The 26,152-nt window shown below is 64.1% G+C and carries 26 protein-coding genes; 18 read left to right on the top strand and 8 right to left on the bottom strand.

Features of this window, described 5'->3' with window-relative positions:
- The first annotated feature begins 27 nt into the window (after positions 1 to 27).
- Genes RX331_RS36035 through RX331_RS36025 form a run of 3 tightly spaced genes read left to right on the top strand, consistent with a single transcriptional unit; the run spans position 28 to position 2,635 of the window.
- Positions 28 to 921: a haloalkane dehalogenase gene (locus tag RX331_RS36035; RefSeq protein ID WP_317254314.1), complete on the top strand. Its 894-nt coding sequence runs from the start codon at positions 28 to 30 to the stop codon at positions 919 to 921.
- A 6-nt stretch (positions 922 to 927) separates the two neighbouring features.
- Positions 928 to 2,322, top strand: a complete 1,395-nt coding sequence (locus RX331_RS36030; protein WP_317254313.1) for an amidase — start codon at positions 928 to 930, stop codon at positions 2,320 to 2,322.
- A 55-nt stretch (positions 2,323 to 2,377) separates the two neighbouring features.
- Positions 2,378 to 2,635 carry a hypothetical protein gene (locus tag RX331_RS36025; protein ID WP_317254312.1) on the top strand — a complete coding sequence of 86 codons (258 nt, stop codon included), beginning with the start codon at positions 2,378 to 2,380 and terminating at the stop codon, positions 2,633 to 2,635.
- Between the two features lie 362 nt (positions 2,636 to 2,997).
- Here the strand turns inward: RX331_RS36025 and RX331_RS36020 are convergent, their stop codons facing one another.
- Positions 2,998 to 4,473, bottom strand: a complete 1,476-nt coding sequence (locus RX331_RS36020) for an amidase (protein WP_317254311.1) — start codon at positions 4,471 to 4,473, stop codon at positions 2,998 to 3,000.
- Between the two features lie 70 nt (positions 4,474 to 4,543).
- A complete protein-coding gene (locus RX331_RS36015) occupies positions 4,544 to 5,509 on the bottom strand; it encodes a VOC family protein (protein WP_317254310.1) in 966 nt (321 codons plus the stop codon).
- 1,372 nt (positions 5,510 to 6,881) lie between these two features.
- Between RX331_RS36015 and RX331_RS36010 the strand changes: the two genes are divergently transcribed.
- Complete coding sequence (locus RX331_RS36010) at positions 6,882 to 7,448, top strand: thiamine pyrophosphate-binding protein (RefSeq protein WP_317254309.1); 567 nt, start codon at positions 6,882 to 6,884, stop codon at positions 7,446 to 7,448.
- Positions 7,445 to 8,044 (top strand): thiamine pyrophosphate-dependent enzyme, encoded by a 600-nt coding sequence (locus RX331_RS36005; protein WP_317254308.1) that lies wholly within the window; start codon positions 7,445 to 7,447, stop codon positions 8,042 to 8,044. Before RX331_RS36010 ends, RX331_RS36005 begins: the two co-directional genes overlap by 4 nt.
- Positions 8,045 to 8,054: 10 nt before the next feature.
- Here the strand turns inward: RX331_RS36005 and RX331_RS36000 are convergent, their stop codons facing one another.
- On the bottom strand, positions 8,055 to 9,008 hold the full coding sequence (locus RX331_RS36000; RefSeq protein WP_317254307.1) for a LysR substrate-binding domain-containing protein: 954 nt from the start codon (positions 9,006 to 9,008) through the stop codon (positions 8,055 to 8,057).
- 134 nt (positions 9,009 to 9,142) lie between these two features.
- On the opposite strand from RX331_RS36000, the gene RX331_RS35995 reads away from it, so the two are divergent.
- Positions 9,143 to 10,375, top strand: a complete 1,233-nt coding sequence (locus tag RX331_RS35995) for a rhodanese-like domain-containing protein (RefSeq protein WP_317254306.1) — start codon at positions 9,143 to 9,145, stop codon at positions 10,373 to 10,375.
- 39 nt (positions 10,376 to 10,414) lie between these two features.
- Here RX331_RS35995 and RX331_RS35990 read toward each other — a convergent pair whose 3' ends face one another.
- Positions 10,415 to 11,131 carry a DNA-3-methyladenine glycosylase I gene (locus tag RX331_RS35990; RefSeq protein WP_317254305.1) on the bottom strand — a complete coding sequence of 239 codons (717 nt, stop codon included), beginning with the start codon at positions 11,129 to 11,131 and terminating at the stop codon, positions 10,415 to 10,417.
- A 226-nt stretch (positions 11,132 to 11,357) separates the two neighbouring features.
- Here RX331_RS35990 and RX331_RS35985 point away from each other — a divergent pair, with 226 nt between their 5' ends.
- The 6 genes from RX331_RS35985 to RX331_RS35960 all read left to right on the top strand — a co-directional run bounded on the left by RX331_RS35985 (position 11,358) and on the right by RX331_RS35960 (position 15,777).
- Complete coding sequence (locus tag RX331_RS35985) at positions 11,358 to 13,220, top strand: DEAD/DEAH box helicase (protein ID WP_317254304.1); 1,863 nt, start codon at positions 11,358 to 11,360, stop codon at positions 13,218 to 13,220.
- A gap of 43 nt (positions 13,221 to 13,263) precedes the next feature.
- Entirely contained in the window at positions 13,264 to 13,551 is a 288-nt protein-coding gene (locus RX331_RS35980) for a DUF1330 domain-containing protein (protein WP_317254303.1), read from the top strand.
- A gap of 210 nt (positions 13,552 to 13,761) precedes the next feature.
- Positions 13,762 to 14,043, top strand: a complete 282-nt coding sequence (locus RX331_RS35975; RefSeq protein WP_317254302.1) for a hypothetical protein — start codon at positions 13,762 to 13,764, stop codon at positions 14,041 to 14,043.
- On the top strand, positions 14,036 to 14,224 hold the full coding sequence (locus RX331_RS35970) for a hypothetical protein (RefSeq protein WP_317254301.1): 189 nt from the start codon (positions 14,036 to 14,038) through the stop codon (positions 14,222 to 14,224). Before RX331_RS35975 ends, RX331_RS35970 begins: the two co-directional genes overlap by 8 nt.
- A gap of 22 nt (positions 14,225 to 14,246) precedes the next feature.
- Complete coding sequence (locus tag RX331_RS35965; protein WP_317254300.1) at positions 14,247 to 14,462, top strand: hypothetical protein; 216 nt, start codon at positions 14,247 to 14,249, stop codon at positions 14,460 to 14,462.
- Positions 14,463 to 14,520: 58 nt separating this feature from the next.
- A complete protein-coding gene (locus RX331_RS35960) occupies positions 14,521 to 15,777 on the top strand; it encodes an aminopeptidase (RefSeq protein WP_317254299.1) in 1,257 nt (418 codons plus the stop codon).
- Here RX331_RS35960 and RX331_RS35955 read toward each other — a convergent pair whose 3' ends face one another.
- Positions 15,778 to 16,830, bottom strand: a complete 1,053-nt coding sequence (locus RX331_RS35955) for an amidohydrolase family protein (RefSeq protein WP_317254298.1) — start codon at positions 16,828 to 16,830, stop codon at positions 15,778 to 15,780.
- Positions 16,831 to 16,978: 148 nt separating this feature from the next.
- Complete coding sequence (locus tag RX331_RS35950; RefSeq protein ID WP_317258325.1) at positions 16,979 to 17,794, bottom strand: MBL fold metallo-hydrolase; 816 nt, start codon at positions 17,792 to 17,794, stop codon at positions 16,979 to 16,981.
- A gap of 214 nt (positions 17,795 to 18,008) precedes the next feature.
- On the opposite strand from RX331_RS35950, the gene RX331_RS35945 reads away from it, so the two are divergent.
- Together RX331_RS35945 and RX331_RS35940 are read left to right on the top strand one after the other, a co-directional pair.
- Positions 18,009 to 18,893, top strand: coding sequence for an alpha/beta hydrolase (locus RX331_RS35945; RefSeq protein ID WP_317258324.1), 885 nt, complete (start codon positions 18,009 to 18,011; stop codon positions 18,891 to 18,893).
- Positions 18,894 to 18,896: 3 nt separating this feature from the next.
- Positions 18,897 to 19,916: an alpha/beta fold hydrolase gene (locus tag RX331_RS35940; RefSeq protein ID WP_410708046.1), complete on the top strand. Its 1,020-nt coding sequence runs from the start codon at positions 18,897 to 18,899 to the stop codon at positions 19,914 to 19,916.
- A gap of 31 nt (positions 19,917 to 19,947) precedes the next feature.
- Here the strand turns inward: RX331_RS35940 and RX331_RS35935 are convergent, their stop codons facing one another.
- Positions 19,948 to 21,471 carry a permease gene (locus tag RX331_RS35935; RefSeq protein ID WP_317254297.1) on the bottom strand — a complete coding sequence of 508 codons (1,524 nt, stop codon included), beginning with the start codon at positions 21,469 to 21,471 and terminating at the stop codon, positions 19,948 to 19,950.
- Positions 21,468 to 22,220, bottom strand: a complete 753-nt coding sequence (locus RX331_RS35930; RefSeq protein ID WP_317254296.1) for an ABC transporter ATP-binding protein — start codon at positions 22,218 to 22,220, stop codon at positions 21,468 to 21,470. The genes RX331_RS35935 and RX331_RS35930 overlap by 4 nt, the downstream gene beginning before the upstream one ends.
- A gap of 285 nt (positions 22,221 to 22,505) precedes the next feature.
- On the opposite strand from RX331_RS35930, the gene RX331_RS35925 reads away from it, so the two are divergent.
- From RX331_RS35925 to RX331_RS35910, 4 genes are read left to right on the top strand one after another with little or no spacing between them, the layout of a single operon-like run.
- Positions 22,506 to 23,381, top strand: coding sequence for a branched-chain amino acid ABC transporter permease (locus RX331_RS35925; RefSeq protein ID WP_317254295.1), 876 nt, complete (start codon positions 22,506 to 22,508; stop codon positions 23,379 to 23,381).
- Positions 23,381 to 24,532, top strand: coding sequence for a branched-chain amino acid ABC transporter permease (locus tag RX331_RS35920; protein WP_317254294.1), 1,152 nt, complete (start codon positions 23,381 to 23,383; stop codon positions 24,530 to 24,532). Before RX331_RS35925 ends, RX331_RS35920 begins: the two co-directional genes overlap by 1 nt.
- Positions 24,529 to 25,287 (top strand): ABC transporter ATP-binding protein, encoded by a 759-nt coding sequence (locus tag RX331_RS35915; RefSeq protein WP_317254293.1) that lies wholly within the window; start codon positions 24,529 to 24,531, stop codon positions 25,285 to 25,287. Before RX331_RS35920 ends, RX331_RS35915 begins: the two co-directional genes overlap by 4 nt.
- A 10-nt stretch (positions 25,288 to 25,297) precedes the next feature.
- Positions 25,298 to 26,077, top strand: coding sequence for an ABC transporter ATP-binding protein (locus RX331_RS35910; RefSeq protein ID WP_317254292.1), 780 nt, complete (start codon positions 25,298 to 25,300; stop codon positions 26,075 to 26,077).
- The last annotated feature ends 75 nt before the right edge of the window (positions 26,078 to 26,152 follow it).

The raw sequence follows: 26,152 nt of genomic DNA, 5'->3' as shown, positions 1-26,152 counted from the left end.
CCCGGTTGAACAAGAGGAGTATTCCCGATGACCTATCCCGCAATCTCGACCGAAGATGTGTCCTACCGGAAACGCGTTGCGGTGCTCGACAGCAACATGGCGTACGTCGACGTTGGCGAAGGCGATCCGATCGTGTTCCTGCACGGCGTTCCGACGCCTTCGTATTTGTGGCGCAACATCATCCCTTATCTGTTGCCCTATGGACGCTGCCTTGCACCTGACTATGTGGGCATGGGCAATTCCGGTCCTGCTCCTGACGGTAGTTACCGGTTCTTCGATCATCGCCGCTATCTCGATAGCTGGTTCGAGGAGATGGGCTTGACGAAGGACGTGATCCTCATCGTTCACGACTGGGGCTCGGCGCTGGGCTTCGATTGGGCCCGACGCAATCCTGGGCGAGTCAAGGCGATCGCCTATATGGAAGGGATTGTGCGGCCGTTCGCGTCCTGGGATGAGTGGCCCGCGGCGACGCGCGCCTTCTTTCAGGGGCAACGGAGCGATCGCGGAGAGGACCTGATCCTCCGGCAGAATCTTTTCATCGAATATCTGCTTCCGCTGCGCCATATCAGCGAGGAAGCCATCGAGGTGTATCGGCGCCACTATCGCATTCCTGGCCTATCGCGTATGCCGATGCTGGCATGGACGCGGGATCTGCCAATCGCCGGCGAGCCGGCGGACGTGGTGGCTATCGTCGAAGACTACGCGCGCTGGCTCTCGGCCAGCCCGATGCCAAAACTCTTTATCGACGCGGAGCCTGCCGGATTTCTGATCGGCGCCCAGCGGGAGTTCTGTCGCTCCTGGCCCAATCAGCAGACCGTGATGGTCAAGGGGGCGCACTTTCTGCAGGAGGAAGCGCCCGACGATGTCGGCAAGGCGCTGGCTCGGTTTGTCGCGGATGTCCGCGCGGGAGCGATGGGCTGAGCGGCCATGAGACAAGTGCATTTCCTGGAATTGACTGAGCTGGCGGAGCTGATCCGCACGCGCGAGATATCGCCGGTGGAGGCGGCCCGTCAGCAGCTCGACCGGATCGCAGCACTGGATGGCAGGCTCGCGAGCTACGCTCTCGTCACGGCCGAGCGCGCGATGGCCGAGGCGCGGGCGGCGGAGGCTGACATAATTGCCGGTGATTATCGCGGAGCGCTGCACGGAATTCCGCTTGCCGTCAAAGACTTGTTCTGGACCGAGGGCGCTCCGACCGCGGCAGGGACGACGATCTACAAGAGCTTCAGGCCGGCCGAGGACGCCACCGTCGTGCGGCGTCTGCGCGCAGCGGGCGCCGTGCTGCTCGGCAAGCTGCAGATGACCGAAGGCGCCTATTCCGACCATCATCCCGAGATCACGCCGCCCCGCAATCCCTGGAATGCCGATTACTGGCCGGGCATCTCGTCAAGCGGGCCGGGTGTCGCGGTGGCAGCCGGGCTCTGCTTCGGGGCACTTGCCTCCGATACCGGCGGCTCGATCCGCTGGCCGTCGGCTGCCAACGGCTTGACCGGCCTCAAGCCGACGTGGGGACGGGTGAGCCGGCACGGCGTCTTCGACCTAGCGCCGAGCCTCGATCACGTCGGGCCGATGGCGCGCAGTGTCGCGGATGCCGCCGCGCTGCTGACGGCGATCGCCGGCGCCGACCCGGCCGATCCCACCGCATTGCAAGCGCCGGTTGCCAGTTTCGCGCCGATGGCGAACGCCAGCATTGGCGGTCTCAAAATCGGCGTCGATCGCAACTTGAGCCGCCGGGACGTCGATCCGCAAGTGGTTGCGGTTCTCGATGACGCCTCGCGCGTGCTCACCGCGCTCGGCGCCGAACTCGTGGAAGTCCAGGTGCCGGATGTCGCTCAGGCTATTGCCGATTGGGCTCCGAATTGCGCCGTGGAAGCGGCGGTCGCTCATCGGGCGACATATCCGGCGCGCCGGGATTCCTACGGTCCAGTGTTGAGCATGGTTCTCGAGGCCGGAGGCGCCTTGTCCGGCCTCGACTATCAAGAGGTGCTGCTGCGGCGCATGGCTTTCCGCGGCCGCATGCGCACTCTGTTCGGGAAGATCGACCTGCTCCTTGTGCCGGCGCATCCGTTCGCGCCATTGTCCCTGAAGGCCATGGGGACGATGGGCCTGCAGCCGGAGCTGATCGCCAGGCTGCAGGCCTATACCGCCCCCTTCAACATGACGGGGCAGCCGACACTGACCCTGCCGGGCGGGTTCAGCAGCGATGGCTTGCCGATTGCGATCCAGTTAGCGGCCGCGGATCTCGATGAGGCGATGCTGATCCGTGCCGGTATAGCGTTCCAGAGCGCGACGGACTGGCACCGCCGGCATCCGCCGCTGTAGCAGCGCTGCACGTCCATGCAACGATCAGCGCATGGGATGCTGCAGGCCGCGCCGCATGATCGCCTCAATCACCGAACCGCTCGATAACGTCCGCGAGCAGGATGTGGCCGCTGCAAGCGCCGGAGCCCGAAGCCGTATCTCCGCCCTCCAAGGCCTTCGCATAGATGACGGCGGGGTCGGCTTCGATGCGCCGACGCAAAGCGGCGAGCTTCGGCCAGCGCGCCGGATCGGCGAGTTGATGAAAATCGAGCCACCGCGCAACGCCGACCAGAATGCCGTCGGCGTCGGGCGCTCACCCATGAGAAAGGGTTGATCTCCGATCATCGCTTCGAGCTTGTAGACAACTGCATTTGCGGGTTCGGTTTCGCCATCTCCATCGCGGCCCAGCGGCGAGAAGGCGCTGGTAAAACCTGTGTCGATAAAGCCGAACAGTTGGTGCATCCGGGCCGCTTCCGGCGAAAGCGGCGTGAAACTGATGCGCCGCTCGCTGTCTCTTGCCTCGAGCCAGGCGGCGAGCGCGACCGTCTCGGTCAGCACCCGCCCTGCGTCCGTGACCAGGACCGGCGTTTCATGCCGGGCATTGATGCGCGCAACGCCGCTCCGGCTGCGGTGTGGGACGGTCCTGATCGCTATTCAGTGGAGCTTCGGATCATTCAAGCACGACGTGCCTGCCATTCACCCCGCTGTCACATGGACGCCGGGCTTCTGGCCCGCGTTCCACTTGCCGTCGATCGCGCGCTCGATCTGGGCGGCGAGCTGCAGCAACAGCCCGTCATTGGCTTGCCGGGCGATGGCCTGGATGCCGAGCGGCAGGCCGTGCTCGTGGGTGGCGAGCGGCAGCGAGATCGCGGGGATGCCGCAGAGATTGGCGAGCGGGGTAAAGGCGAAATTGCGCCAGAGATTGCCGAACCAGTCGAGCACATCGGGATTGTCGCTGATCGTGAGATAGTCCGTCGTGCCAACCTTCGGCGTCGGCAACGCCGTGATCGGCGTCAGGATGATGTCCCAATCCTCGAAGAACGTGCCGAAGCCGCGCGAGGTCGTGTTGAACACGGCCTGCATTTTCGCGCGGTCGGCATAGCTGGTGTTCCGGCCGTGCTGCCATATCCGGATGTTGATCGGCTCGATCAGGTCCGCCGGCGGCTCTTCGAGCCCCCGCGCGGCCAGCATGTTGGAGATGACGACGGCAAAATTGCTGATGTAGCAGGTAGTCTGCGCGGTGAAAGCTGCGCTGTAGTCGATTTCGGGCAGGGCGTAGTCGACCTGATGGCCAAGGCCCTCGAGGAAGCGGCCGACCTTTTCCAGTTCAGTTGCGATATGCGGCGTCGCTTCGTAGTCGCCCCATTTGTGCGACAGCGCGATCTTCAGCCGCGACGGATCGCGCATGATCATCCGCGAATATGGTTCCGGCGGACTCCAGAACGGCATGAATTCGCCCGGCGCCGGGCCGCGGCAGGCGTCGATGAATACAGCGGTATCGCGCACCGTGCGCGATTGGCAGCCCTGAATGGAGACCAGGCCAGAGAGATCGGAGAGCAGTGGCGACAGCGAGAAAACGCCTCGCGACACCTTCAGCCCGATATTGCCGTTGACGCCGGCCGGAATCCGGATCGAGCCGCCGCCATCGGTCGCATGCGCGATCGGCACCGCACCTGCGGCGACCATCGCGGCGCTGCCGGCCGACGATCCGCATGTGGTGTAGTCGGTGTCCCAGGGATTGCGCGTGACATAGACAGCAGGGTTTTCCGCCGAGCTGCAGACGCCGAACTCCGGCGTGGTGGTGCGCCCGATCAGGTTGAGCCCGGCCGCGCGCATCTTCCTGGTCAGGAAGGTGTCAGCGCTCGCGCGATTGCCGCGCATGTAGAGCGAACCCATTTCCTGCAACCGGCCCTTTAGGGTCGGACCAAGATCCTTCATCAGGAAGGGAAGCCCGGCAAACGGGCCGTCGAGATTGGTGCCGTCGGTCGCGGGGTCTGTGACGGCATCCTCGAACACTTCGACGACGGCCGAAAGCGGGGGATCGACCTTGGCGATCGCGGCAGCGGCCTGCGCCGCGAGCTCGGCGGCCGTCAGTTCGCCCTTCGCGACACGCGTGGCCAGCGCAACGCCATCGTGTTGCGCCCATTCCTCCCAGCTCATCGGCAAATTCATGAAATCATCCTTCTTGGCACAGCTTCGATCCCCGGCGCGGCGACGCTGTGGCTTGTTCGTTATGGCGCCGTCAAACCTTGATCAGCCGCACCTTCGTGCCCCAGGGGTCCGCCGTCTCAATTCCATTGGTAATTGCCGCAGCCGGCGCCCCGGATTGCCGCAGGCGCTGCTCCTGCGCCTCCAATATTTCCGGCGCCGCGATTTCCAGCGAGAACCAGGCAAGCCCGGTGGCTGCATCGTCTCGCCGGCCGGCGCCTTCGCTCTGCCAGACATTGATGCCGAGATGGTGGTGGTATCGTCCCGAAGAGAGGAACGCAGCGCCGGTCCGTTTGCGCGTCGGGTCGAAGCCGATGACGCCGCCATAAAAGCGGTCGGCTTGGTCGAGATCGCCGACACGCAGATGCATGTGGCCAACGCGCAGGCCCTCGGGTGCGCCGGCATAGTTGGAGACGCGCGGGTTGGTCAGGGCCAGCAGATTGTCGAAATCGAGCGGGTCGGTCGCCATCGCGACCGTCGCGCCGTCCCACTTCCACATCTCAGGCGCGCGGTCGGCATAGACCTCGATGCCATTGCCTTCGGGATCGTCGAGATAGACGGATTCGCTGACGAGGTGATCGGCAAAGCCGGAGAGCTGCACCTTGTTGGTCGCGGCATGCACCAGCCAGCGCGCCAGGTCCTTGCGCGTCGGCATCAGGAAGGCGGTGTGGTAAAGGCCGGCCGCGTTCCGCGCCTCGGCCGGGGCGTTCGCGCGCCGGGAAAGATCGAGCAGCGGCACGCCGCTTACGCCGAGACGGGCGCCCGTCGCCGTGCGTTGCATGACGGTGAGCCCGATGGCGTCGCGATAGAAGTCGGTGACGAGATCGAGGTTGCGCACGCGCAAGGTCACCATGCCGATCCGCATCGGCGTCTGGCTCGCGAAGGTCGGCCCGTTGCTATCGGCCGCGCCCTCGGCCCGTGCTGCTGCGGCCGCCGCAGCGGACAGTGATGAGGCGCCAGCGAGATGAAGCAGCGTGCGGCGTGTGAGGTCGACGGTCATGCAAGCTCCGTTTTCGATCAGCCTGGCAAAGCAAATACCGCGCCGGTTCGAATGCTCTGCAACGTCGCATCTGGGCTGCCGGGAATCATCGTTGCAGCAGAACGTTCTGCTCCGGGCAAGCTATTTTTCAGCCACCGGAGACGAAAATGACTCGCGTCGCGGCAGCGATTTTTGCAGCGGTAATCGGAGTGAGTACGGCCTCGGCCCAGACCACGGCGGGCTAGGCCGACAAGCAGAAGACGGCCTGCACGACGTCACCGGCGGCATCTTTCGGGCAGGGCGAGGAAAAGACGCCGAACTCGCAGACCGTCGACAAGAGCGCGGTTGCTGCCTGACGCCGGCGGCTCCAACTCCGCCGCGCCGGCGGTACAGAGTGGCAACAAGCCGCTGAAGGTCTCACCGGACTGCCCGCCGGATTCCAAGCCGAAATGACGATTGCGTAGGGTGGGCAAAGGAGCGCAAGTGACGTGCCCACCATTTAGCACCGAGCACGTTGCTCGCTGGTGGGCACGCTGCGCTCTGCGCACCCTACAACACCTATGATCTTGGCTGTGATTTGCTCGATGGGGCAAATCACTTCTGATTTACAGAAGTAATGTCAAGTTGAGAATTTCTGTAAATCAGAAATATTCCGCTTCCATTCCGGCCCAAATCAGCGGCATATTCCGCCCGTCTCACCGCGAGATGAGTGGCGTTGGCCATCGTCACTGACGCGCGGTAAGATGTGATGGACGCAGAGGCTGTGACCGACGAGTATGGCTGATGCGTACGGTGAAGTCGTATGGTTCTGGCGCCGTGGTGCTGGCGTTAAGTCTTCAAGATGCGAAAGCATCCTGCAGGCGACGGAGGCAAAAGAGCCGTTCTCCGGGGAGAGCACGAAGTAAGCCGTAAAGCCATTGCGCAGGGAAGGCGGGGATGCTTCCGCCGAACCTGTATGCTCGTGTGCACCTCTTGCTATGCGCATAATGGCACACGAGACCGCGGGTGCGGCGCGCACCCGGTCTTCCCTGCGCCCTCACAATGGAGAGGGCGGAAGTGGTCTGGCAAAACCTCGGGCAAAACATGTCGCGAGATCGCCCCTTCACACTCAGTCGTCGTCCTCCGCTGCGCAATTGCGCACTAGGGCGGGGGACCCAGTAATCCGAGGCGCCAGTGATCGAACCGAGAAGCCGCGGCGTACTGGATCCTCCGCCGCGCGGAGGATGACAGTGGTTAGTGCAGCGCCATCTCCGCATAGCATCGGCCTCGCCACTGCCCCCAGCCTTTCAATTTTGCGATAGAAGCCATGTCCACATTCAAATTCCTTGAATTCCGGCGGCGGTCTACTCTGCCGGCAATTCGACTCCAAGAATTGCAGAGGAAACGAGCCCCGATGGCGGAAGCAGCAGAATCACAGAGCGAGGCGCCGGCGGCGCTGGCGACGTGGCCGGATGAGATCTATCGCGTGCTGAAGGACGCCGGCATTCGCCAGGTCGCGATGGTGCCGGATGCCGGCCACAGCCGCCTGATCCGCGCTTTCGAGGCCGATCCAGAGACCCGCGTCGTCACGCTGACGACGGAAGAAGAGGGTGTGGCGATGCTGGCCGGTGCGTGGCTCGGCGGCGAGCGTGGCGTCCTGCTCTTGCAATCGAGCGGCGTCGGCAACTGCATCAACATGCTGTCGCTGCCCGTAATCTGTCACATGCCGTTACTGATGATCGTCACCATGCGCGGCGACTGGGGCGAGTTCAACCCGTGGCAGATTCCGATGGGGCAGGGCACGCGTCCCTCACTCGAAGCCATGGGCGTGATCGTGAACAAGGTCGACGAGCCTGACCTCGTCGCCTCCACCGTGCAGGGAGCCGCGAACCTTGCCTTCAACACCTGGAAGCCAGTGGCGGTGCTGATCGGCCAGCGCGTGCTCGGCGCCAAGAACTTCAAGGAGCTTGCCCGCAAATGAACAATCCGAACGCGCTCCTGCACCGCCGCGACGTCGTCAACGAATTATTGCGCGACCGCGCGGATCTCCTCGTCATCGCCGGCCTCGGCGCGCCGAACTGGGACGTCTCTGCCGCCGGAGATCACCCAAATAATTTTCCGCTCTGGGGCGCCATGGGCGGCGCCTCGATGATCGGGCTTGGCCTCGCGCTGGCGCAGCCCAAACGCAAGGTGCTCGTCCTCACCGGCGACGGCGAGATGCTGATGAATGTCGGCTCGCTCGCCACGATCGCGGTAGAGGCGCCGAAGAATCTCACCATCGCCGTGCTCGACAATGAGCGCTTCGGCGAGACCGGCATGCAGAAAACGCCGACCGCGTCAGGCGTCGATCTGTCCGCCATCGCCAGCGCCTGCGGCATCCGCACCTCGCGCATCGTCCGTACCATGGCCGAGGTGACCGAGCTTCGCGAACTCGCGCATGCGGGACGGGGCACGGCCTTTGCGCAGATCAAGATCAATCCGGAGGCCCTGGTGTTCGTGATGCCACCGGCGGACGGCGTGATCCTGGCGACGCGCTTTAGGCAATCGGTGCTGGGCGACGAGGCGCTGTTTAATTGAGGGAGTGGCGCTACGCTGTCATGTCGATCTTCCAGCGGCCTTGCCGGGAGAGCTCCTGAATCTCTGATACGATCAGCGTCGCAATCGTAGTCGTGGCGATCGACGGCGGATGCGCGATCGGCGAGGCCAGGATCAGCTCGCGCGAGACCGATGGGTTGACGGCCGCCATCTCCAGGCGCTTGGCCGCCACCTCGGCGCGGATCGCCGAGGGCGGCAGCAGCGTATAGCCGAGCCCTTCCTCCATCAGGCTGATCTGCGCGCGGTAGGAATCGACCTCGATCATGGCCTCCAGCTTGAGCTTTTCGCGCGCCAGCGCCTTTTCCAGCAAGGCGCGCAAGCCATGCGAGATGCTGGGCAGGATCAGTTTCTGCTTGGCGAGCCACTTCAGGTCGACCTGCTTGCGCTTGTTCAGCCCCGATCCCGGCGGCCCGACCGCGACGATGTCCTCACGGCCGATCGACTGGACCTGAAGATGCAGATCGACCGCGGGCCCATAAATGATCGCGAGATCCATTTCGCCGCGGTGCAGCCACTCGACCAGATGGCCGCCATAGCTTTCGACGAGACGCAGCGAGACGTCGGGAAATTCGTGGAGCACGCGGCGGGCGAACCGACCGGACAATACCGCGCTCACCGTCGGCACCAGCCCGAGGATGACGCGGCCCGACGGATTGCCGTTGGCCGATTTGAGGTCGTCGCTGACCTGCTCGATCTGGCGGATCAATCCAGTGGTGCGGTCGAGCAGCATGCGGCCGGCGCTGGTCAAGAGCATGCCGCGCCCGTTGCGGACGAACAGTTCGACGCGAAGCTCGTGCTCCAGCAGTTTGATGTGCCGGCTCAGCGCGGGCTGCGCGGCGCGCAGCCGGTCGGCCGCCTTGCTCAGGCTGCCGAGCTCGGCGACAGCGCGAAAGGTGCGCAATTGCTTGAGGTCCATCGAATGCCCGGCTGCTGGTCTGATGGGCAATCATATGCCGCTTCGGGCAGGTCGGTGCAATCGGTCCAATGCCTGATGACATGAGAGCCAATACCTTCCCGGCGGTGACGCGCATCTGGCGATGCTGCTAAAGGAGGGCGGTCCTCACCCGGAATCCAGGATTCATGACCGTCCCATCCGTAACTGCCTCGCAAATCCGCACCTCGCTGCTGCTGCGGGAGGAAATCGCGCTGCTCGATGTCAGGCACGAGGCCGTCTTCGCCACCGGCCATCCGCTGTTTGCCGCCAACATGGCGGCTGGCCGTATTGCGCTGGAGGCGGAGGCCCGCTTGCCGCGCAAGGACGTTCTGATCGTGCTCTATGATGATGGCGAAGGCCTCATTGCCGTGGCGGCGAAGCGGCTCGCGGCGCTCGGCTACAGCAATATCCGCCAACTCGAAGGCGGGCTGCAGGGCTGGAAATCGGCCGGCTATGAGCTGTTCGAGGACGTCAACTCCTACGCCAAGGCGTTCGGCGAGCTTGTGGAGGCGCGGCGGCACACGCCTTCGCTGGCCGCAGAAGAAGTCAACGCGCTGATCGCCGATGGCGCCAACATCAGGATTCTCGATGTCCGCCGGTTCGATGAGTACTCCACCATGAATATCCCGGGCTCGATCAGCGTGCCGGGGGCGGAGCTGGTGCTGCGCGCAGGCCGCGCCGCGCCGGACCCCGAGACCACCATCATCGTCAACTGCGCCGGCCGCACCCGCTCGATCATCGGCACCCAGTCGCTGATCAATGCCGGCATTACCAATAAAGTGCGGGCGCTGCGCAACGGGACGATCGGCTGGACCTTGGCCAGGCAGAAGCTCGAGCATGGCGCCGGCAGGCGCGGCGAGATCGGCGCGATTGCCGGCGGCGAAGCCAATGCGCGCGACGTCGCCTATCGCGCCGGCGTCCGCCACATCGGCCGCGCGGAAATGGCCGCGCTACAGGCGGAGGACTATCGCACGCTGTACCGCTTCGATGTCCGTTCGGAGGAGGAATATACGGTCGGCCATCTCGCCGGTTTCCGCCATTACGCCGGCGGACAACTGGTGCAGGAGATCGACATGGCGGCTCCCGTTCGCGGCGGGCGCATCGTGCTGACGGATGATCGAGGCGTCCGCGCCGACATGACGGCGTCCTGGCTCGCGCAGATGGGCTGGGAGGTCTACGTGCTCGAAGGCGGCTATGACGGCGCGCTGGAGATCGGGCCGCCGCAGGTGATCCCGAAACCCGACCCGTCACACCGCTATCGCCGCCCCTATGAGGGCACCGACGTCAAGGAAAGCGCGATGCAGGCCTATCTCGATTGGGAATACGGTCTTGTCGACCAGCTCCGCCGCGACGGCACGCACGGATTCTTCGTCATTTGAACGGGCTTGTCTCGCCGAAGCTCGTAGAGCGAAGGCCGATCACTCGTCAGCGCCCATGCTCGCGAGCCGGTCCGCCGAATAATTCTCGCCGATCGACAACGCGCAGATCCGCGACATCTGTACATAGGAAAGCCCGGTCTCCTCGGCCCATTCGTTGAACTGCGCCTGCACCTTGGCGAGGTCGCGCTTGGAGGTGATGGTCTCGGCGACGTCGAGCCCGGCATCGCGCAGGCACAGCACGACGTCGCGGGAGGTGACGAACCCGTCCCAGCCGAGGAAGCGCAGCATCATCTGTCCGGTATTGCCGCCGAGCCGGCTGCCGCGCTTGGCCAGCAGTTCGAGCAGCGCGGCCTCGTCGGACGAAGGCCAGTTCGCCAGAAACTTGCCGAAGCTGCCATGCTCTTTGGCGATGTCGCGGACAAAGGTAGCATTGGCGCGCACCGACATGATCTTGGCGCCGTTCCGGACGATGCGGGTGTCCTTCATCAGATCGTCCCAGAACTCGTCCGGCTTCAGCGACAGCGGGCCCGGCTTGAAACCGAGGAATGCCTTTTCGAAGCCCGGCCACTTGCTCTCGATCACGCTCCAGGCAAAGCCCGCGCAAAACACCCGTTTGGCCATTTCGGCGAGAACGCGGTCGTCACCGAGCTTGGCAAGCGCCTTCGGATCGGGCTTTGCCGGCAGCAGCTTGGCGAGCGCCTTGGGGCCGCCCTTGCGTTTCTCGGCGCGGGCACGAATGGTCTTAAAAGCGGTCAAGGTGTCGGCTCCCGGTAAATTCCCCTCAAATCCAGTCTAGAAGTGATTGGCGAATCTGCAAAGAATGGATGGCGCGCGGGATGGAATTCGCCTAAAGCATCCCCACTTCACCCACATCCGTCGGGCCGTGCCGCTTCGCGCTATTTGCGCAAGCTTCGAGCCGTTTCGGTTCCGGGACGATATTCAACATTTTCCGGCTCATCGAGCCAACAGGGTCTGATCTCTCGTGACATTCTTGACCACCCATCCGCCGCTCGCGCGAGCCTTGGCGGAGCGCAATTTCGAGTCCCTGACGCCGGTGCAGACGGCGGTTCTCGCCGATGACGCCGATGGCCGTGATCTCTTGGTCTCGGCGCAGACCGGCTCGGGCAAGACCGTCGCCTATGGTCTCGCCATGGCATCGAGCCTCCTGAACGGGACAGAACGGCTTGGGCCGGCCGCCGCGCCCCTTGCATTGATCATCGCACCGACCCGCGAGCTGGCGCTTCAGGTCCACCGCGAACTCGCCTGGCTGTACCGGCATGCCGAGGCCCGCGTGGTTTCCTGCGTCGGCGGCATGGATCCGCGCCGCGAACAGCGCGAACTGGCCCATGGTGCTCATATCGTGGTCGGAACGCCGGGCCGGCTCTGCGACCATTTGCGGCGCGGCAAGCTCGACGTTTCCGGGTTGAAGGCGATTGTGCTCGATGAGGCCGACGAGATGCTCGATCTCGGCTTTCGCGAGGACATCGAATCCATCCTGCAGGCGACGCCCGAGAGCCGCCGCACGCTGTTGTTCTCGGCCACCCTGCCGCCCGGCATCGTCGCCCTGGCGAGGGAATATCAGCAGGATGCGTTCCGCGTCGAAGTCGCGGGCGACGCGGGCGGCCACGCCGATATCGAATATCGCGCGATCCGCATCGCCGCCGGCGATGTCGAACATGCCGTCGTCAATCTCCTGCGCTTCTATGAATCGCCGGGCGCGCTGGTGTTCTGCAACACCCGTGAGGCGGTGCGGCATCTGCAGGCGACGCTGCTGGAGCGCGGCTTCTCGGTGGTGGCGCTATCGGGCGAACTGACCCAGAACGAGCGGACGCAGGCGCTGCAATCGTTGCGCGACGGGCGCGTCCGCATCTGCGTGGCGACCGACGTCGCCGCCCGCGGCATCGACCTGCCGAAGCTCGACCTCGTCATTCATGCCGACCTGCCGAACGATCCGGAAGTCATGCAGCATCGCTCGGGGCGCACCGGGCGGGCCGGCCGCAAGGGCGTAAGCATATTGCTGGTGCCGTCGGCCCGGCGTCGCCGTGCGGACATGCTGCTTAAGCTCGCCGGTGTCGACGCGGCGTGGGGCGTCGCGCCGCAGGCCGATGACATCCGAAAGCTCGATCAGGAACGGCTGCTGCGGGACGATGTGCTCACGGCGGAGACGACGGCCGAAGACCAGGCGCTCGCGCAGGCGCTGCTTGCCGAGCGGTCGGCCGAGGAGATTGCCGTCGCGCTGGCACGGCTCTATCGCGCGCGGCTACCTTCGCCTGAGGACATCGCCGATCCCGGCGAGGATCGCGTCAAGTCGCGTGCGGAACGCGCGCGGGAGCGGGCGGATCGGGAGGCGGAGGGTGGAGCGAAGCCCGGAAAATCCGTGGGCCGCCACCGCATGGCGGAAGACAGCGTGTGGTTCACCGCCGCGATCGGACGCCGCAAGAATGCCGAAGCGCGCTGGCTGTTGCCGATGCTATGCCGCCGCGGCAGCATCAAGAAGGAAGACGTCGGTGCCATCCGCGTTCTCGATACCGTTACCGAGTTCGAGATTTCCGCGCGCGTTGCCCGCCGTTTCGCCGCGCGCATCCGCCGCCCCGACAAGGAAGACAGCATCCGCATCGAAGCGATGCAAGATGCTCCGCCGCCCAATGCGCATCGCGAACAGAACGAGAAGCTGGACCGCAAAAGCGGAAAGCGGCCCGATAAAGCGCCGTTTGACAAGAAGACGCGTTACGATACCAAGAGACACCGCGACGAGCCGGCTCACGCCGGAAGGCCGCGGCATGAAAGCGGGGCGGCGGCGAAGGCCGCGTTCGGAAAGAAGAACAAGAAAAAGTTTCGCGGCTGATCGTTGGTAGACCAAGGGCGCCGCCAGGAGCATAGAGATCGCCATGAGCGTCTACATCATCGCGCAACTGAAATTCACCCGCCGCGAGCTCTACGACCGTTATCAATCGCGCTTCATGAGCGTGTTCAAGAAGTTCAAGGGCAAGCTCCTGGTGGCGGACGCGCATCCGGTGGTGCTCGAAGGCGAATGGCCACGCGACAAGGTGGTGATCATGGAATTTCCCGACGCCGCCGCGGCAGAGGAGTTTCAGCATTCGCCGGAATATCAGGAAATATCGGTCGACCGGAAGGCAGGCGCCGACGCCATTGTGCTCACGGTGCGCGGTCTGTGACGCAGCGTGATCGGCAGCTTGTAACGGCGGAAGCCGCTGCCTGACGAAGACGTGGCACGTCCCACCTCAAGGGCAAATCAAGCGTTCATCAAGCCGACTCACGTCCATTTGTCTCGCGCGATGAATGCCCTGTGAACTATTTCACAGCGCTTGGTCGCGCGTGCTGACATTTTGCCCGCGCGAAACACACACCGACGCGGGGCATCAGCGATGCGTACTTACTCCGTTGAAGGCGAGCAGGAGCAGCACAGGAAGCGCAGGGGATTCTTTGCGCGCATCCTCGAGGCGCTGCATCGCTCGCGGCGCCGCGAGGCGATCCGCGTGCTTCGCCGGCACCGGCATTTGATGGCCGGGCAGGCGCGGGTGCGGCCCCCGAAGCCCGAGGCGGGATCCCGAGACATCGAAAAGAGCAATCGAAATGCCCACGGAAATACCGCGCCCGCGCGCGTCGGCCGCAGGACAGGCGAGACCCCCAAGACCCGGTTTGCGTGACGGGGCGCCGCTGAGCGTCACGGCGCTCGGCATCATCGCCGCCCTGATTCTGATCCTTCATGTCGCCGCCAGCGCTGTGCTGGCCGACCCGCTGGCGCATGCGTCGCCGCCAGCGCCGGACGATGAGGCGACGTGCCTCGGCGGTGCGAAGCCACCGGCGCCAGCACTGCCATTTGATTAGCTGAGGGTGACGACTTGCCGACATGACGACCCATCTCCTGTTGAGGGGCGCCATGCTGTTGCTCGGGCGCCAAAGCCTCTCGCCCAGGCTCGTGGTCGACCTCGCCATCAGCCTGCCGGCGCTGTTTGCCGGTTCCGTGCTCGGCATTGTTGCATTCCGGAACGTCAACGAGATCGGGTTTCGGCGGATCATTCTTGTGCTATTGCTGTTGTCAGGCGCTTCGCTCGCTCTGGCTTGATTTTCGGCCGGAGGCTGCGAAGCCGTAAAAGAATCCAGCAGCATTGGCCGAAAGAATCATGACCGCACATCAGCGCAACGTTTCCGCCTCGATCGATCCCGTGAAGCTCGACCGCCTTGCCGAAGTTGCGATCAAGGTCGGCTTGCGACTGCAGCCCGGACAGGATTTGCTGCTCACCGCGCCCTCCGTTGCGCTGCCGCTGGTGCGGCGGATCGCCGAACACGCCTACAAGGCCGGCGCGGGCCTGGTGACCCCGTTCCTGTCGGACGAGGAAATCACGCTGGCGCGCTATCGTTATGGTCACAATGACAGTTTCGATCGTGCCGCCAACTGGCTCTATGAGGGCATGGCGAAGGCGTTTTCGGCCAACACCGCGCGCCTCGCCATCGTCGGCGACAATCCGATGCTGCTGTCGGGCGAAGATCCGACCAAGGTGGCGCGTGCCAGCAAGGCCAATTCGATGGCCTATCAGCCGGCGCTGGAGAAGATCGTCAATTTCGACACCAACTGGAACATCATCGCCTATCCGAGCCTGTCCTGGGCCCGGCAGGTGTTTCCCGATGTGCCTGATGATGTCGGGGTGGCAAAACTCGCGGATGCGATCTTTGCGGCGTCGCGGGTCGATCAGGATGGCGCCGTCGCCGCATGGGAGAAACACAACGCCGTGCTGCGCGAACGGACCGAATGGCTGAACGGCCAGCGCTTCCATGCGCTGAAATATTCCGGTCCGGGCGCCGATCTGACCATCGGTCTCGCTGACGGCCATGAGTGGGAAGGCGGCGCCTCGACGGCCAAGAACGGCATTACCTGCAACGCCAATATTCCAACCGAGGAAGTCTTCACCACACCGCACTGCCGGCGCGTCAGCGGCCATGTCGTCTCCTCTAAGCCGCTGTCCTATCAGGGCACGCTGATCGACAACATTCAGGTCCGGTTCGAGGAAGGCCGCATCGTCGAAGCGAAGGCCTCGCGCGGTGAGGAGGTGCTGAAGAAAGTGCTCGATACCGACGAAGGCGCGGCGCGCCTCGGCGAAGTGGCGCTGGTGCCGCACTCCTCGCCTATCTCGAAGAGCGGGCTGTTGTTCTTCAACACGCTGTTCGACGAAAACGCCGCGTCCCACATCGCGCTCGGGCAGTGCTACTCGAAATGCTTCGTCGGTGGCGACAAGCTGACGCCGGAGCAGATTGCGGCCCAGGGCGGCAACAAGAGCCTCATCCACATCGACTGGATGATCGGCACGGCCGAGACCGACATCGACGGCGTTCACGCCGATGGAAGCCGCGTGCCGGTCATGCGCAAGGGCGAATGGGCGTAATCAGTCCAGCTTCAGCTTGTAAAAGTCTGTCGCCGTCTTGGAGAACAACGCCGTCTTTTCCGCTTCGCTATATTGCGCGGCGAGCCGCTTGAAGGCGTTGAAGATCACCTGATAGCTGCACTGGCCTTTATCCGGCGGAAAATTGCTTTCGAACATGCACCGGTCGGGCCCGAACGCCTCGATGCAGGTCTCGATATAGGGACGCCACGCCGCCGCAGCCTCTTCCGATGACGGCGGCTTGGGCCGCAGGTGAAAGTCATAGCCGAGCAGGCACATCGCGAGGCCGCCGAGCTTGACCACGACGTTCTCGCAGTGGGCGATTTCCTGGATCGAAGCTTTCCACTCCGGAAAAACTTCCTCGCGCCGGCCGGCAAAGCGGCCGATGCCGGCCGGGCCGCCGCAATGGTCGAGCACGATCCTGGTATCGGGGAATGCGCGGGCGAGATCGGTGAGCTCGCCGATCTGCGGATGAAACAGCCAGGCATCAAAGCTCAGGCCGAGCGGCGCGAGACAGGCAAAACCCTTGCGGAAGGTGCTGTCGAGCAGCAAGCCCTTCGGCCGCGTCGCATACATGCCGGCGACGCTGGGATCGGAGTCCCAGGCCGAGGAATGACGAATGCCGCGGAAGCGGCCGTTGCCGGCGGCAATCTCGGCTTCCAGCACGATCCGTGCGCCTTCGCCGAGCAAGAGGTTGACGTGGCTGACGATGCCGGCGCAGATCGCCGCCGTGCCGTAGCCGCCGCTCGCCGCCATCGCGGCAACGCCATTGGCGAACTCGACCTCGCCCACAGGGCGGAACGCCTCCGGGCCATGCTTGCGGTACATCGAGCGGCAATCGACATAGACGGTCGCGATGATGTTGTGGCCGGAGGCGATGTCGGACACCATCTCCTCGATCAAGTAGCGCAGCCCGCCGCGGTCCCAGAGATGGTGATGCGGATCGACGATCGGGCGCGCGGGATCGATGATCTCCTCGGTGTGCTGCGCCAGCCAGTCTTCGCGCGGATCGGCAAAAAGCCCGCTTTTAGAAGCGGGTGCGGTGCTGGCGGCCATGAGTTTCTCTCCCGTTATTATTGTTGATTTTGCTGAGTCGTCGTCATTGCGAGGAGCGCAGCGACGAAGCAATCCATGTCCCCACAAGCGGTGAAATGGATTGCTTCGCTGCGCTCGCAATGACGGTAGTTATCAATAGCACCTTACCTCACACCCCTTCCAGAATGATTACCGTCGGCGTGCCCGGTAGCGTTTCCCTGGAAATCTTCAGGGTCCGCTCGCTGCGCTGGTCGATGGTGAATTGCTGGCCGATCAGGCGCATGAATTCGTCGAGCGGGGTGGCGAAGCGATGCATCGGCAGCACCACGGACGAGCGCAGGCGTTTTGTGATCTCGGAGACGCCGTCGAGCGACATCGTATAGGTGCCGTCGATCGGCACCATCACGATATCAAGCCGGCCGATCGCGGCGAAATGCGTCTCATCGAGCTTGTGATGCAGATGCCCGAGATGGCCGATGCAGAGGCCGGCGACCTCGAAAATGAAGATCGAATTGCCGTCCTTGAGCATCGCGCCGGAACCCTCGCCATAATAGCGGCGGATGTCGGTCGGCACGTTTCGGATATAGACGTCGCCGACGCGGGTCGAGACATGCGCGGCCTCTCCGTTCTCGCCCCAGCCGTGCAGCACATGCGCGATCTTCGGATCGGGAAACAGCGTGTAGTGCGTGGAGTGCGCCCGGTTCATGGTGACGACGTCGGGCAGCCGTCCGGTCCGGTACGCGCCGTTGAAATCGGTTGCGATCCGTACGCCCTCGGGCGTGTCGATATAATAGGTGGAATGCCCGACATAGGTGATCGCGACTTCCTGGGATTTGGCAGCAACGCGCCGGAAGCTGGCCGGGATAGCGCGGGGCGGTGCGTTCGCCATCGCGAGGCACTCGCTGCGCAATGGCTCTTGCTGGGCGGCCACCGGGACGATCAGCGAGCCGAGCAGGGCGATGGCGACAGAAAACGATCGCAGCATGACATGACCCGTCTGCGGCAACGGCCGCTCCTGCTACTCTATCGCCGAAATCCGAAGCCGTCATGATCAGAATAGCGCACAGCCATTCGCCGAATTTGCTTCATCTGGAGGCGGCCCTGCCCTAGTCTGAAATTCAACCAGGGAGGTCGTTTTGTCTGAAAAGGCCGCAACCGCTTCCGCGCCGCGCGCGCCATCGTCCAAACGGCTCGAGCCGTTGCGTCAGGTCGATGCCGGTGTCCTCAGCATCGCCTGCTACGAGGCCGGTCCCGCCGATGGGCCGGCAGTGATGCTGATGCACGGCTTTCCCTATGACATCCATTCCTATGTCGATATCGCGCCGCTACTGGTGGCGCAGGGCTGCCGCGTCATCGTCCCCTATTTGCGGGGCTATGGCCCGACGCGGTTTCGCGATGCTAATACCCCGCGCTCGGGTGAGCAGGCGGCGATCGGCGCCGACATGATGGCGCTGATGGATGCGCTCGGCATCAAGCGCGCAATATTTGCGGGCTATGACTGGGGCGGCCGCGCGGCCTGCGTCGGCGCGGCGCTCTGGCCGGAACGCTGTATCGGACTCGTCTGCGTCAATTCGTATCTCATCCAGGATATCGCCAACGCCATGGTGCCGATGCGCCCTGAACGCGAGGTGGCGCTGTGGTATCAATATTACTTCCATCTCGAGCGTGGCCATGCCGGGCTCGCCGCCAACCGGCGCGAGATCGCGAAGATGTTATGGAAGCAGTGGTCGCCGAGCTGGGCGTTCGACGAAGCCTGCTTCGAACGGACGGCGATCGCCTACGACAATCCCGATTATGTCGATGTGGTGATCCACAGCTATCGCCATCGCTTCGGTCTTGCCGATGGCGATCCGCAATATGCCGATATCCAGCGCCGGCTGGCGGCGCTGCCGCCAATCACGGTGCCATCGATCACGCTTGACGGTGCCGACGATGGCGTCACCCCCGCGACCGATGGCGCTGCCGGTGCGCGGAAATTTCCCGCACGCCGGGCCCACCGCGTCGTGCCGGGCGCCGGACACAATCTGCCGCAGGAAGCGCCCGAGGCGTTTGCGGCGGCGGTGATGGAGCTGGTCAAGGCATAGCGGATGGCTGATACCATCGATCGCCAGCGCCGTCTGCTGCTCGGCGCGGCATTGTCGGGAATGACGGCCAGGGCGTTTGCACAGACAGCAACGTCCGCGCGGCCGGCGCGCCCGCCGTCTTCGCAGCGGATGGAGCCATTGAAGCACGTCGATGCCGGTGTCCTCAGCGTCGCCTATTACGAGGCGGGCCCCGCGGACGGACCGGTGGCCGTCCTTCTGCACGGCTTTCCTTACGACATCCACACCTATGCAGATGTCGCCTCGCAACTTGCGGCGCGGGGCTGCCGCGTCATCGTTCCTTATTTGCGCGGCTTCGGCGCGACGCGGTTTCGCGATCCGGCGGTAATTCGTTCCGGCGAGCAGGCGGCGATCGGCGCCGATGTCGTCGCGCTACTGGACACATTGGACATCCGGCGCGCGGTCGTCGCCGGACACAATTGGGGTGGCCGCGCCGCCTGCGTCGCCGCCGCACTGTGGCCCGAACGCTGCCGCGGCTTGGTCACCTTGAACAGCTACCTGATCCAGGATATTTCCCAGACCATAGTGCCGGGCCATCCGCAACTCGAGGCCGCGCTCTGGTACGAGTTTTATTTTCAGCTCGAGCGCGGTCGCGCCGGGCTCGCCGCCAACCGGCGCGAGATTGCAAGACTGTTATGGAAGCAGTGGTCGCCCGAATGGAATTTCGACCACGCCACCTTCGAGCGCACGGCGGCGGCACACGACAACCCGGATTACGTCGATGTCGTGATCCACAGCTACCGGCATCGCTTCGGCCATGCGGCGGGCGATCCGCGCTATGCCGACCTGCAGCGAAGGCTGGCTTTGCTGCCGCCGATCGCCGTGCCGACGGTGACGCTCGACGGCGACAGGGACGGCGTCGTCGGCGCGAGCGACGGCAACGCCAGCGCCGCCAAGTTCACCGGCAGCCGCATCCATCGCGTGGTGCCGGGCGCGGGACATAACGTGCCGCAGGAAGCGCCGGAGGCGTTCGCGGCGGCGGTGATGGACCTGATCCGCGGCTAACGCCGCCATGACGAGGAGAAAGCGCAGCCCCTCACGCCCGCCGCGGACTGATCTTCCAGGTCGCGGCCAGAATGCCTGATGTCAGCACGCCGCTGACGACAGCCGCGACCGGAATCGCAACGGCAAGTGCTGAGGTCGCGGCCCAGCCGATCGAGCAAAAAGCCTCCGCAAAGGTCGCCAGCCGCGATGAGGTCTGGCGGCGGCGGAATTGGCTGCGTTTGGCCTGCACGCGGAACCAGAGCTGGATCGCGGTGGCGGAGACGGTCGCGACGAGAACGCCGACCGCGGTGACGATCGCTTGCGTCAACGAGGCAAACGCAAGCGCTGCGACCAGTGGCGCGAAGATCGCGCCGATCGCCATCAGAACCACCTCGATCTTGGCGCGGATCACCCTGGAGGGCGGCAGGGGCGCCGTGGCGACGAGGTCGGCGGCGTCCTCGCCTGAAATCGTCAGCCAGGCGAGGCCGCCGGCAAGCTGGCCCGCCGCCATCACGATCACGGGCGTGATCAGCACGATCGCCGTCGAGCGATCGGAGAAGCTCCGCCACAGCATCAGGGCCGGCGGCACCAGATACAGGAGCTGCATCAGGCTTTGCGATAATAGCCATGGGTCGCGCCGCAGCAGCAGGAATTCCTTGGCGCGCAACGCCTGCTGCCGCGAGCCGCTTCGAAACGCCGTCGCGCGCGGACCGCGGCGGACGGTGCGGGCGGTCGCTGCGACGCAGACGACGGTTTCGGCAAATCTTGGCGAGAAGGATGCCATCACGACGCCGAGCAGCAAAAGGCCGCCGGCCAATAGCCAGGACAGCACCAGGCCGTCGCCGATCGCGGCGCGGGCCGGCCACCATAACAGACTATCGAGATCAGGTGCGTAGGCGGCAACGGCATCTGAGGTCAGCACCGCGAAGCGCGACAGCGTGCCGTAGGAAAGAATAGCTGCGACCTGCAGCGCGATGACGAAGCCGGCCCCGATCACGGCCGCCACGATCTGCGCGACGAGGCGGGTGCGGCTAGGGCCGATCAGCCTGAACAGCAGCAAGGTAATGGCGATTGCAACGGCCGCGGCCGAAAGGCCGATGGCGATCACGAGGCCGAATGCCAATAGCCAGCGCGCGCCGCCGCCGATCACGAGCACGTCGATAAAGGGCGTCGAAAACAGCAGCGCCATGCCGGTGACCGAGAGCGCAATCGCCACGATCCGCACCGAGAACACGTTGGCGAGGTTCGCCGGCGAGGACATGATGAGGTCGAGATCGGCGCGGGCGTAAAACACCCGCGTCACCGACTCGATGGCCTGCGACAGCATCAATGCCCAGGCGAGGAAGATCGTCGCCGTGATGACGATCAGCTCGGGCTTGCCGAGCGGAAATTGCAGATCGGCAAATCGGCCGATCACCGCGTAGGCTGGCAGGTGCATGATGGCAGCGAACAGAATCAGAAAAATGATCGCGCGCTTTCGCTTCCCCCGGCTGCCAGTCATCATCGCCAGCCATTCGCGCCAGGCGAGGCGGATTTCGTGGCGAGCAAACCAGGAGAGTGCCGCGGCCGAGCTCATGCGGCGGCCGCGCTGGTGTCGATGAGTGCGATGAACATGTCTTCGAGGCTGGTGTCGCCGCGGCCGTTCTGCTGGCGCAGCTCGGCGAGCGTGCCCTCGGCCACGAGGCGCCCCGCGGCAATGACGCCGATCCGGTCGGCCATCCGTTCGGCGACTTCGAGAATATGCGTGGTCATGATCACGGTGCAGCCGGAACGGACGCGCTCCTGCAGCAATCCCTTGACGTGGCGTGCGGACAGCGCGTCGAGCCCGGTGAGCGGCTCGTCGAGGATGATCAGCCGGGGATCGTGAACCAGTGCACCGGCCAGCGCGACCTTCTGGCGCATGCCCTTGGAAAAGCCTTCGCAGCGTTCGTGCAGATGCGGCTCCAGCCCGAGCGACAGCAGAAGCTGCTGTGCGGAGGCGGCGGAAACGGCGGGGTCGATGCCCCACAGGCCGGCGACGAATTCGAGGTATTCCAGCGGCGTCAGCTTGTCGTAGATCATCGGCTCGTCGGAAACCCAGGCCATGACCTGCTTGGCGGCGACGGGATCGGCGAGCGCATCTATCCCTAAGATGGAGACCGAGCCGGCATCGGGCTTGAGCAGGCCAGCGACCATGCGCAAGGTCGTGGTCTTGCCGGCGCCATTGGGGCCGAGCAGGGCGTAGAACTCACCGGCACGGATGGTGAGGTCGAGCGCGTCGACCGCCGGACGGTCAAAACGCTTCGTTAACCCTCGCACTTCGAGCGCCGATACATCCGGTTTCATGATTTCGGGACGATCCAGTTGGTCATCGCGGACCATGAACCGAAGAACTTTCGGCACGGTGAATTTTGCAGGCCAAATCGCAGCGAACCCCGCAACTTCCCGGGCTGCGGCATTTCTCCGCAATTGTTAACGGTGCCGCACGCAGCGCTTTGTTGACAGGGCTTGAACCTTTCGGCTCAATGCAGCGGGACATGTGCCGCTGCGTCGTGGAATACCACGCAGCGTGTAGACACAAGATGCGAAAAAGGCGGTCGACAGAATCGCCTGGCATCGGGGAGGGAAACGATGCTGGACTTCGTTCAGCAGCTGGTGAGTGGCATCGCACTCGGCTGCGTCTATGGCCTGATCGCGCTCGGTTTTGTGCTCGTTTACAAGGCAACCGAGGTCGTCAATTTCGCCCAGGGCGATTTGATGATGCTGGGCGGGTTCTTCGCCTTCACGTTCATCGGCATGCTCGGCCTCAATTACTGGATCGGATTCGCCGGCGCGGTCGCGGCGATGGCCGCGTTCGGCATGCTGGCGGAACGCGTCGTGGTGCGGCCGATCCTCGGCTATCCGCAGTTCTCCATCATCATGGCGACGATCGGGCTCGGCTATTTCCTGCGCTCCGTGGTCGGCATGATCTGGGGCACCGACGATTTCAAGATCGAGACGCCGTTCAGCGAGGGCGTGCTGCGCATCGGCTCGCTGGTGCTGGCCTATGACAAGCTCTCGGTGATTGCCGCCACGGTCATCCTTTGCGCACTATTGTATCTGTTCTTCAACCGCACCACGCTCGGCACCGCGATGCGTGCCAGTTCGGAGAACATGCTGGCTGCCTACTACATGGGCATTCCGGTCAAGCGCGTTGTGTCGATCGTGTGGGCGATCTCCGCGGCGGTTGCGACCGCAGCCGGCGTGCTGCTGGCGCCGATCACCTTCATTCACTCCAATGTCGGCCTCGTGCTTGGTTTGAAGGCGTTTCCTGCCGCGGTGCTCGGCGGCTTCGGCTCGATTCCCGGCGCCGTGGTCGGCGGCGTCTTGATCGGTGTGATCGAGAGCATGGCGGGCTTCTACTTGCCGCAGGGCTGGAAGGACGTCGCGCCCTACATCGTTCTTCTGGTGGTGCTGCTGCTCAAGCCCGAAGGCCTGTTCGGTATTCATACGCGGAAGAAGGTCTGATGCGGTTTCTTTTCAAAACGGACTATGAAGACGACATCAGGCTGTTTCCGCACAGCGGCTACTACGTTTCCTACGGTATCCTGGTTGCGTTTCTCCTTATCGCGCCGTTCGTGCTGTCGAGCTATCTGGTCAGCCAGCTCGTTTTCGTCTGCATCTACGCGACCGTCGGCGTCGGCCTGATGATCCTCACCGGCTTCACTGGGCAGGCCTCGCTCGGCCACGCCGCGTTTCTGGCGATCGGTGCCTACACAGCGGCCTATCTGCAGCAGTACAACGTGCCGTTTCCGGTCTATTTCCTGGCCGGCGGCCTGCTCACCGGCGTGGTCGGTGCGCTGGTCGGCTTCCCGGCGTTGCGGCTGACGGGCATCTACCTCGTCATCGCCACGATCTCGTTCGCCTTCATCGTCGAGGAAGTGCTGGCGCGCTGGGAAAGCGTGACCCACGGCAATGAGGGCATGCGGGTCAAGACGCTGAGCCTGTTCGGCCAGCCGGTGCCGCAAAACGGCCCGACCTTCTACTATCTCTGTCTTGCCGTCCTGGTCCTCACCATCGTCGGCACGCTTAATCTGTTGCGCTCGCCTACAGGGCGTGCCTTCGTCGCGATCCGCGACAGCGAGACGGCGGCGCGCAGCATGGGCGTCAATGTTTCGCTCTACAAGGTGAAGTCGTTTGCGATCAGCGCTGCCATCACCGGCTTTGCCGGCGTGCTGTTCGCGCACAAGCTTTCCTTCATCTCGCCGGAAATGTTCACGCTGCAGCTCTCGATCGAGTTCATCATCGTGATCCTGATCGGCGGCACTTTCAGCCTGCACGGCGCGGTGCTCGGCGCGATTTTCCTCGTGATGATCGATCCGTTCCTGACCTATCTCAAGGACGATATGCCCAGCGTCATCGCAGGGCTGGCCGCGACCTTCGGCGCCGACAGCATAACGGCCGGAAAAATTCACGCCAACGCCTCGGCCATCGCCTCCGCCAACGGCCTGAAGGGCGCGATCTACGGGATCATCATCGTGCTGTTCGTGCTGTTCGAGCCGCTGGGCCTCTACGGGCGCTGGCTGAAGATCAAACTCTTCTTCCAGCTATTCCCGCTCTACAAGCGCGCCACCTTCAAGCGTCAGAAGATCTACGTGAAATCGGAGCGGAACCGATGAGCTATTTCCGTGCGGAAAACCTGTCGCTGCATTTCGGCGGCCTGAAGGCGGTCGATAAGGTCAGCTTCGCGGTCGAGAGGGGCGAGATCCTCTCGATCATCGGCCCGAACGGCGCCGGCAAGAGCTCGATCTTCAATCTGATCTCGCGGATCTATCCGCCGACCTCGGGCAAGATCTTCTTCGAGGACCGGGACATCACCGAGCAGCCGGCTTACGAGATCGCCGGCCTCGGGATCGCCCGCACCTTCCAGAACATCGAACTGTTCGAGAATGCGACCATGCTGAGCAATCTGTTGGTCGGCCGTCACCGCCACTCGACGACGCAGCTCTGGGAGGAACTGTTGTTCCTGCCGAGCGTGCGCGCCGGCGAGAAGGCACACCGCCGACGCGTCGAGCAGGTGATCGAATTCCTCGACCTCGAAGCCTACCGCGACAAGCTGATCTCGGGCCTGCCTTACGGCGTCCGCAAGGTGATCGAACTGGCGCGTGCGCTGTGCTCGGAGCCGAAGCTGATCCTGTTGGACGAACCGTCCTCCGGGCTCAATGTTGAGGAGACTGAGGACATGTCGTTCTGGATCCGCGACATGAAGAGCGAGCTCGGCATCACCGTGCTGATGGTCGAGCACGACATGACGCTGGTCAACCGCGTCTCCGACCGCGTGATCGCGCTCAATTACGGCCGCGTGCTCGCGATGGGCTCGCCGTCGGAGGTGCAGCGCCATCCCGACGTCGTCGCCGCCTATCTCGGCGCATGAGGATGATGCCATGAGCGCTTCCGACATCATCCTCAAGCTCAGCAACATCGAGAGCTATTATGGGCCGATCATGGCCATCCGCGGCATCAGCCTCGAGGTGCCGCGCGGCCGCATCGTCACGCTGCTCGGGGCCAATGGCGCCGGCAAGACCACGGTGCTCAAGACCATCTCCGGCATTCTCGATCCCCAGAAAGGGTCGATCGAATTTTTGGGCAAGCCGATCCAGCGCATGGAGGCCGACAAGATCGTGCGGCTGGGACTCAGCCACGTGCCTGAGGGACGCGAGGTGTTTCCGTTCCTGTCCGTGCGCGAAAACCTGATGATGGGCGCCTATCCGCGCAAGGACCGCGACGGCGTCGCCGAGGATCTCGATCGCGTCTACAGCTACTTCCCGCGGCTGAAGGAGCGCATCAACCAGCCGGCCGGGCAGCTTTCCGGCGGCGAGCAGCAGATGCTGGCGATCGGTCGCGCCCTGATGAACCGGCCGACGCTGCTGCTGCTCGACGAGCCCTCGCTCGGCCTGTCGCCGATCCTGGTCAAGGAGATCTTCACCATCATCAAGCGCGTCAACGAGGAGCAGGGCATGTCCATCCTCCTGGTCGAGCAGAACGCCAAGGTGGCGCTGGAGACGGCGCATTACGGCTACGTGCTGGAGATCGGTCGCGTGGTGATGAACGATACCTGCGAGCGGCTGATGAATTCAAAGGACATCCAGGAATTCTATCTCGGCGCCAAGGAAGAGGGCGCCCGCGGCGAGCGGCGCTGGAAAAAGAAGAAGACCTGGCGCTAGGGCATGATCCGGAAAAGGGGACGCCGGTTTTCCGGCAAGATCGTGCTTAAGACTAAAGATGCCGCAGGTAAGGCC

It is taken from the genome of Bradyrhizobium sp. BWA-3-5 (assembly GCF_032917985.1).
In the GTDB taxonomy this organism is placed as follows: Bacteria; Pseudomonadota; Alphaproteobacteria; order Rhizobiales; family Xanthobacteraceae; genus Bradyrhizobium.
Note: the sequence above shows the minus strand (reverse complement) of the source record. Positions and strands in the feature narration are given on the sequence as shown.

What these genes read in the sequence shown, in the direction of transcription:
- RX331_RS36035 (WP_317254314.1), top strand. Translation starts at nt 28, where the DNA reads ATGACCTATCCCGCAATCTCGACCGAAGATGTGTCCTACCGGAAACGC.
- RX331_RS36030 (WP_317254313.1), top strand. Translation starts at nt 928, where the DNA reads ATGAGACAAGTGCATTTCCTGGAATTGACTGAGCTGGCGGAGCTGATC.
- RX331_RS36025 (WP_317254312.1), top strand. Translation starts at nt 2,378, where the DNA reads ATGATCGCCTCAATCACCGAACCGCTCGATAACGTCCGCGAGCAGGAT.
- RX331_RS36020 (WP_317254311.1), bottom strand. Translation starts at nt 4,473, where the DNA reads ATGAATTTGCCGATGAGCTGGGAGGAATGGGCGCAACACGATGGCGTT.
- RX331_RS36015 (WP_317254310.1), bottom strand. Translation starts at nt 5,509, where the DNA reads ATGACCGTCGACCTCACACGCCGCACGCTGCTTCATCTCGCTGGCGCC.
- RX331_RS36010 (WP_317254309.1), top strand. Translation starts at nt 6,882, where the DNA reads ATGGCGGAAGCAGCAGAATCACAGAGCGAGGCGCCGGCGGCGCTGGCG.
- RX331_RS36005 (WP_317254308.1), top strand. Translation starts at nt 7,445, where the DNA reads ATGAACAATCCGAACGCGCTCCTGCACCGCCGCGACGTCGTCAACGAA.
- RX331_RS35995 (WP_317254306.1), top strand. Translation starts at nt 9,143, where the DNA reads ATGACCGTCCCATCCGTAACTGCCTCGCAAATCCGCACCTCGCTGCTG.
- RX331_RS35980 (WP_317254303.1), top strand. Translation starts at nt 13,264, where the DNA reads ATGAGCGTCTACATCATCGCGCAACTGAAATTCACCCGCCGCGAGCTC.
- RX331_RS35975 (WP_317254302.1), top strand. Translation starts at nt 13,762, where the DNA reads ATGCGTACTTACTCCGTTGAAGGCGAGCAGGAGCAGCACAGGAAGCGC.
- RX331_RS35965 (WP_317254300.1), top strand. Translation starts at nt 14,247, where the DNA reads ATGACGACCCATCTCCTGTTGAGGGGCGCCATGCTGTTGCTCGGGCGC.
- RX331_RS35960 (WP_317254299.1), top strand. Translation starts at nt 14,521, where the DNA reads ATGACCGCACATCAGCGCAACGTTTCCGCCTCGATCGATCCCGTGAAG.
- RX331_RS35955 (WP_317254298.1), bottom strand. Translation starts at nt 16,830, where the DNA reads ATGGCCGCCAGCACCGCACCCGCTTCTAAAAGCGGGCTTTTTGCCGAT.
- RX331_RS35950 (WP_317258325.1), bottom strand. Translation starts at nt 17,794, where the DNA reads ATGCTGCGATCGTTTTCTGTCGCCATCGCCCTGCTCGGCTCGCTGATC.
- RX331_RS35940 (WP_410708046.1), top strand. Translation starts at nt 18,897, where the DNA reads ATGGCTGATACCATCGATCGCCAGCGCCGTCTGCTGCTCGGCGCGGCA.
- RX331_RS35935 (WP_317254297.1), bottom strand. Translation starts at nt 21,471, where the DNA reads ATGAGCTCGGCCGCGGCACTCTCCTGGTTTGCTCGCCACGAAATCCGC.
- RX331_RS35930 (WP_317254296.1), bottom strand. Translation starts at nt 22,220, where the DNA reads ATGAAACCGGATGTATCGGCGCTCGAAGTGCGAGGGTTAACGAAGCGT.
- RX331_RS35925 (WP_317254295.1), top strand. Translation starts at nt 22,506, where the DNA reads ATGCTGGACTTCGTTCAGCAGCTGGTGAGTGGCATCGCACTCGGCTGC.
- RX331_RS35920 (WP_317254294.1), top strand. Translation starts at nt 23,381, where the DNA reads ATGCGGTTTCTTTTCAAAACGGACTATGAAGACGACATCAGGCTGTTT.
- RX331_RS35915 (WP_317254293.1), top strand. Translation starts at nt 24,529, where the DNA reads ATGAGCTATTTCCGTGCGGAAAACCTGTCGCTGCATTTCGGCGGCCTG.
- RX331_RS35910 (WP_317254292.1), top strand. Translation starts at nt 25,298, where the DNA reads ATGAGCGCTTCCGACATCATCCTCAAGCTCAGCAACATCGAGAGCTAT.